General features: G+C 44.5%; 4 protein-coding genes and 1 pseudogene. 2 read left to right on the forward strand and 3 right to left on the reverse strand.

Translation table 11 applies throughout. The features are described from left to right. Nucleotides 1-98: 98 nt before the first annotated feature. Complete coding sequence (locus tag FTV31_RS15195) at nt 99-305, forward strand: hypothetical protein (protein WP_179991696.1); 207 nt, start codon at nt 99-101, stop codon at nt 303-305. 3 nt (nt 306-308) lie between these two features. On the opposite strand, the gene FTV31_RS15200 is transcribed toward FTV31_RS15195, so the two are convergent. Continuing rightward, the gene (locus tag FTV31_RS15200; protein WP_179991697.1) at nt 309-1,262 is read right to left on the reverse strand and encodes a replication initiation protein; all 954 of its coding nucleotides are present in this window, start codon (nt 1,260-1,262) and stop codon (nt 309-311) included. 2,194 nt (nt 1,263-3,456) lie between these two features. Between FTV31_RS15200 and FTV31_RS15205 the strand changes: the two genes are divergently transcribed. After that, nucleotides 3,457-4,479, forward strand: a complete 1,023-nt coding sequence (locus tag FTV31_RS15205; RefSeq protein WP_247166083.1) for a hypothetical protein — start codon at nt 3,457-3,459, stop codon at nt 4,477-4,479. Between the two features lie 14 nt (nt 4,480-4,493). Here the strand turns inward: FTV31_RS15205 and repC are convergent. Both repC and FTV31_RS15215 read right to left on the reverse strand, forming a co-directional pair. Next, a pseudogene (gene repC / locus FTV31_RS17405) lies at nt 4,494-4,808 on the reverse strand (replication protein C, IncQ-type); the annotation flags it as partial. A 33-nt stretch (nt 4,809-4,841) separates the two neighbouring features. After that, nucleotides 4,842-6,254 (reverse strand): MFS transporter, encoded by a 1,413-nt coding sequence (locus FTV31_RS15215; RefSeq protein ID WP_199792616.1) that lies wholly within the window; start codon nt 6,252-6,254, stop codon nt 4,842-4,844. Between the last annotated feature and the right edge of the window lie 166 nt (nt 6,255-6,420).

Here is a 6,420-nt window from a genome sequence, read left to right on the forward strand (position 1 = left end):
TATGAGAGTGTTCAAATCAATTTGAATAAAGACGATGTAAATCAAGACACTTACACCGAACTATTTAACAAATATTTGGTTTAATAACAGGACTTAATATGAATATTGCAACCTTAAAAACTGCTGAAATATTTAAAAAACTCCCTCATTTATTTAAGTCTAAGTTTATATTTTTTTTCCTAGGCTTTTGGTTGATGCTAACAGCATTTCACTATGTCGATATTGTACCTAGTGATGATTATTTAATAATCTCAAAAGCCTTGGGAATACTTGCTTTGATCACCTATTTTTTTGAAAGAAAATAGGTATTACCCTTTGAAATCAGTATGTTTACGCAATGCTGTAAATATCCGTTTTGCAGTTTCTTCACGTACTGATTTTGGGTCTCTCAAAATACCGGCAATAAACAGAGTAAAAGCATCGTATGTCGGGAATGTAGAAAGGTCAGATATGTCACTTACACGACTTAAAATAGCACTATATTTGCTGATTTGAGCATCTGTTAAATCGCAGAACATATCTATTGTGTTCGGGTCCCGAGCTTGTGTCGTTAGAGTTTTAGGTTTTGGTTTCTCTTTTACAGTGAACTTAAAGCCGACTACAGAACGCCCCTGCTTTATATTCTCATAGCTGAGGTTAATATCCGTATTTTGATTAATTTCATCTAATGAGGGTTTAATTACCCTTTTTTTTAAATTACTTAAATCTTGATACGACTCAGGTAAGCCAAGCTGTTCAAAAAGATCATTAAGGCTGATTTGAAAACCGCCCATCACCTGATGTTTCTTAGCTAAGTGATAGATGTCTAGTGAGTAGTCTTTCCGGAGCCGTAATACAACCTCTTTTTTATATTTTGTATAAGGATTTAAAGCATCAAACTCCCTAAGAAGAAGAAGGACTTCATCAGTAAAGTAGAGTTCTGAACCCCCTTGCCCTACTTTATAAACAACCTTGTTCAACCATCTTATTTTCACCCGATCCCCATTTTGTGCTGTATATCCGAAAAATCGGGTAAAAAGACGCTCTGACGCTGTTTCTAGTGCTGTGTATGCGGTTGAAAGATCGACATTACACTCACGTGAAAATTCATGAGATGAGATAAAAATAGGTTCATTACTTGATATTTGTGTTGTTCTAGCAAGCGGCGTAGACATGATAAAAAGACGTTTTTCATCAAGGCTCATTCCACGAAAGCATTCAGCAACTCGGTTTTGTAAGACAACCCAATCTTTCGGATAATGTTTCTTTAGATCTACAGCCATATAAACAGCTCAAAAATAATAAATCGGTTTGTTTTTATACTAAGTACATTGTTTGAGTCAATACTTTTTTACAAATTAAAGTACATACATAGGTTTGTACTTTAATACTTGGCGTTTGTACTTTTTAAACTTGGCGTTTGTACTTTTTAAACAGTGTTTAACTTGGCGTTTGTACTTTAATACTTGGCGTTTGTACTTTTTTAAAGTTTGAAAGCCATGTTACACGTGGCTTTGAGGGGGGGCTAAAAGTATTTAAAAGCTTCTTAAAAGAATAAAAAGGAGCAGGGGAGTGAAAAACAGCCCTATGGCACTCGCTTCGCTCGTGGCATTTTGACCTCGTTTCACTCGGTCTTGGGGGCTGTTTTTTGGTGACTGCTTTCGAGGATTCAAAAAAGCAAAAGCGGCTATGAATTCGCTTCGCTCATAGAGCTTTTTTGCTCGCTTCGCTCGGTCTAGGTGCAAATACCAGCATTTGATTTAATTCCTTTTGTCTTTTTTATTTTTTTAAAGCAGTTTTTCAGAGGGTCGAGGCTCAACTTTTCTTTGTGTCACTCGTAGACACTCGTTAAATATACCGTTTAAATGCAAAAAATAAGGGTTTTTAGCTACTTTAGGTGTTTTTTTGATATTACCTACATGAAGTAAATTAAAGTGCCTTAGAAAGCAAAATAGAGAGATTTAGGAACTCACCTCGTTTAGTTGTTTTGCCGCAACCGAGGGAGTCATATCTCACTTTCGTAGAGTTCACGTTGTTTGTCGAGTAGAACATGGGTAGGCAAATACCCAAGTCATTATCACAATACGTCGTTCTTTATACTAAAGAATGGAAAAAACTCATCTTAACGAGGACTCCCGCTAATTTTTCTAAATTAGTTAAATATTCAATTAGTTAGAATTGAAACTATGAAAAAAATCATGCAGTACACAAGACTATGCTGCCGTATTTTCTTTTCTTTCATTAACGTTTGCTTAGTCCTGACTTAGATCGGGAGACCAATCCCGACCTATCAGAACAAACAATGGCGACCAAACCATTTTTAGCTATGTTTCGCTTTTTTAGATAACAACATAAAACCGACTCGGATTTTCGACAACACTACTCCCTTTACCACCCTTAGCAGCCACGCCACTGGTGAGTTCGCAATGTTTAATACAGCATCGACTTCGTTATTTTCATAACTTATACGACCTACTCATCCTCTCTCCCTCTCCATGCCTTGCCGTGACAACTCAATGTCTAAGCATGGAGATTCCCAAGTTATTTCTAACGATCTTAGCAATTGAACGCCAATGCTCTTTTGTCTGTCAGTGCTTCCATTTTCCCCACCACGCGGTTCCTTAGATTTGGTGGATATGACTTTGAGACAAAATCTGAGCGTATGGCTCTTAATCTACACGTGTCTCCGGTTTATGCTTCCGGATGTATACTGTTTAAGCTATCCGTTGACCCACTTTGCTTGAGATGATCTCACTCAGTGGTGCCGCTGCTTCCAGATTTCTCCTCAGCTAGCCTGTAACATTGCTGTTACCTCAAACGCCATCAGTTGTGCCAATGAGCTGCGCTTCCCTCTTAGAGTGCATTTGCCGCAACACATTGCCGTTATTAGTGACCCTTAACATCCTGTCAGGGTCTCACGGTAATCGTTAAAACAGGGTTTCAATACAAAAAAAATTGTATCTAGTCAGGCTATATCTAACCTCACGACCACTTCACAATCATTCGATTGTTTATAGGCTCCCGTGTCCTTGTCGCCCAACCCCGTTTACAACGGATTGGATCGAAAAGGAGTATTACAACTCCCTAGCGCCCATCAGATCGTACCGAACGGGATTTCTCCAGTAGTACGCTCAATCGGTCAACTCAAAATGGCTAGTTCTGAATTGTGCGCTATCTAAAAAAACATGGCTTTAAGCAGGCTGTTGCCTGCTCAAAATCGCTAAAACGAAAATGGTCAGGCAGTTGGTCAGACTGCTTTAAGTCAATGAATATTGCGACTATAAACCAAGCAAAAACAGATGTAAATTCCGTCACCTAGGAACCACTTGATTGCACGATGACAAATTGTGTCAATTAAGTCCGACCAATGCCTTTGGCATTGGTAAAAAATCAAAATCGTTGAAAGCATTATAAAATATAGCTTTTAGTTAGAATAAATATTGCTTGATTACATAGGACTTTTTAGAATATTGTTTGATGACAATTGAACAAATATTGCTTGGTAACAATAAAATGATTCATTACAGCCCGAACAGTCGTTATACAGCGCAAAAAATTGTAGATAAAGTTGCAAACGGTGCGTATTTCTATAGTCACTTTACTATTGAATCTGATAACACGATGTTTGCAGATAAAATCCAAAAACTCATAAAAAAACTCAGCCAAAAATATTCTTTAGATTTAAGCCCACGACAAAGGACTTATCGTTTAAATAAAAAAAATGAGCCTATTGCGGATTTAATTATTCAAAAGCGTTATGACCAAGATATATGGGAATTTTGGCTGTTTGTGACAACTCCAAAAAGCAATGAATACAACACTCTTAAAAGCGAGGGGCAATTAAAGAAAATAGTCAAACAGCGAATATCAGAAGTTGAAACAACGTGGAATCGAGAAGAAGAACAAGAACAAATTTCATTGATTCAGACATATTTTAATGACCATGAAAAATTCAAATTTGTTTTACAAAAGCCCTTTTTAAAAGTTGCGTTTGGAAATGGGAAAAATGTTGAACTGGTGCGCCTTTCACACTCAAAAAAGAAATCAAAGAATTATCCTGATACGGAGAAAAGTGCAAAAAACTATACATGGACTTGGCGATTTGATGAGCCTAGCGTGCAGCTGATTAAAAAAAGCTATGTTGAAATTATAAATACACTTATTTCAAATAATGACAAAAGCGTTGGCATGTCTAAGTTGCAGTCATTTTATGATGATCTGAAATTTTACGGAGTCTTCAAAGGGAATCGGCACCAGATCGGACGATTGTTTGTTGATGCGGTCAGTTATCACTTCAAAAAAACAGGGAAAAACTTTAGAAAAATGGACTACTACATTCCTTTAGAGCTGAATTACCTGCCCCGAATTAAGAATTATGCAGATGATTTTATTCAGTATGTTTTCTTAAGAAGGATTTATGAGAGTGTTCAAATCAATTTGAATAAAGACGATGTAAATCAAGACACTTACACCGAACTATTTAACAAATATTTGGTTTAATAACAGGACTTAATAGGCAACGCCTCGCGCACCCGCTGGCGGCGCTTGCGCATGGTCGAACCACTGGCCTCTGACGGCCAGACATAGCCGCACAAGGTATCTATGGAAGCCTTGCCGGTTTTGCCGGGGTCGATCCAGCCACACAGCCGCTGGTGCAGCAGGCGGGCGGTTTCGCTGTCCAGCGCCCGCACCTCCACCTTGACGCAGTCATACGCCACCGGACCGAGAGGGCGGTGAATGGTCGCGGTGCGCGCAACAAAGGGCGCGCCCCGCGACCACCGGTCGGGGCTGACTGACGAGTCGCCGGGCGTCGCCACGGAGCACCTCATCGGGAACTTCGGGATCGGGTTACGACGGCACGCTCATGTCCTCGTCTGTTGTTCCTGCGTCACGATTACGATTCGTTGGACAATGGCGGTCGCAAGGCAGAGGCCGATGATCGCGAGGCCGCTACTTAGCACATAGGGTGATACACCGTGAAGGGCCGACGCGAAGCCCAGGCCCACGTAGACCGTGACACCTGCGGATCCACCGAGCTGGTCTGCGGCTCGCTGTACGCCGGATGCGACTCCGGCATCATCGTCGGTGACCTCGGTCACGGCCGCGTACTGCAATCCAACGAGGCCGAAACCCATTCCTGCGGCGATGAAGAGCATCGCGGGGGTTAGTAGCCAAGCGGGGGCTTCGAGCTGCGCGGCTGCCGCGATCACGATCATGCCTGCCCCTGCGGAACTCAGTCCCACGACGATGCAAGCACGCGCTCCCCAGCGCCCCAAGAGGCGAGGTACGACGGTCACGGCGACGACTAGTGCCACCGCAAGTGGCAGGAGCAGCAATCCGGATTCCAGCGGAGAGAGACCGAGTCCATCCTGTAGATAGAACGTGAACAGCAGAAAGGACGTTGAGAGCGCCGCGCTCAACAGTGCAGTCGCAAGATTTGCTCGCACTCGTGTCCGGTTGCGGAAGAAGGTCAGCGGAACCAGTGGGTTTGCGGCTCGGCGTTCCACCTTGACGAACAATGCAGCGGCGGCTGCCGCTCCCACCAGGGCAGCGATTGATGACCAGGGCACATCCCCATTGCTGTCCCCGGCCTCCACCACTCCGAAAGCGAACAGCAGCGGTGCGCTCGTCAGCAGAATCGATCCGAGAATATCCAACGGTGCGCGCTCCTGTGATCGGTCTCGAGGTAGCAGGGCGACAGAAGCGATCAGCACGAACAGGACGAACGGAACGGCGATGAGGAAGATCCATCGCCAACCGAGATACTCGGTGATGATTCCCGAGAGCACGAACCCCAGCACAAGACCGCAGCTCGCAACCGCAGCCCAGACGCTCAGGGCGCGGGTGCGCGCCCGCCCTTCGGGAAACAACAGGACGATGGTCGCCATCGCAGCGGGCAGGGCGAGGGCTTCCCCTACACCCTGCAACAACCTTGCACCGACGAGTAGCGGAAAGGTCTCCGCGAGGCCCGCCATCAGCGAGGCCGCTCCGAAGATCGCGGTTCCGATGAGCAGAAGGCGGCGGCGGCCGAAGACGTCTCCCAGACGTCCACCAAGCATCAACAGACCACCGCCTGTGATGGTGTAACCAACGACGACCCATGTCAGGCCGCGCGCATCAACGCCCAGATCGTTGCCGATAGAGGGCAGCGCCACGTTGACCACGGTGACGTCGACGGCGATGAGGAATTGCAGGATGGACAGACAAACAAGGACTGCCCAGGAACGAGCGACCGATACTTGCGCAGGCCGCGATGAAGAGGTGCTAAAAGACACAGAGAACTCCGTTGCTCGAATGAAGATCGTGCATGAGTATCATACGGATGCTCGGGTCGAAAGGGAATCCCCAGGCGAGTAACCTGTTTGCGGTGATCCATTAGCTGCAGGAGCAGAAGAGCATACATCTGGAAGCAAAGCCAGGAAAGCGGCCTATGGAGCTGTG

This window comes from Acinetobacter sp. YH16031 (assembly GCF_013417335.1).
In the GTDB taxonomy this organism is placed as follows: Bacteria; Pseudomonadota; Gammaproteobacteria; order Pseudomonadales; family Moraxellaceae; genus Acinetobacter.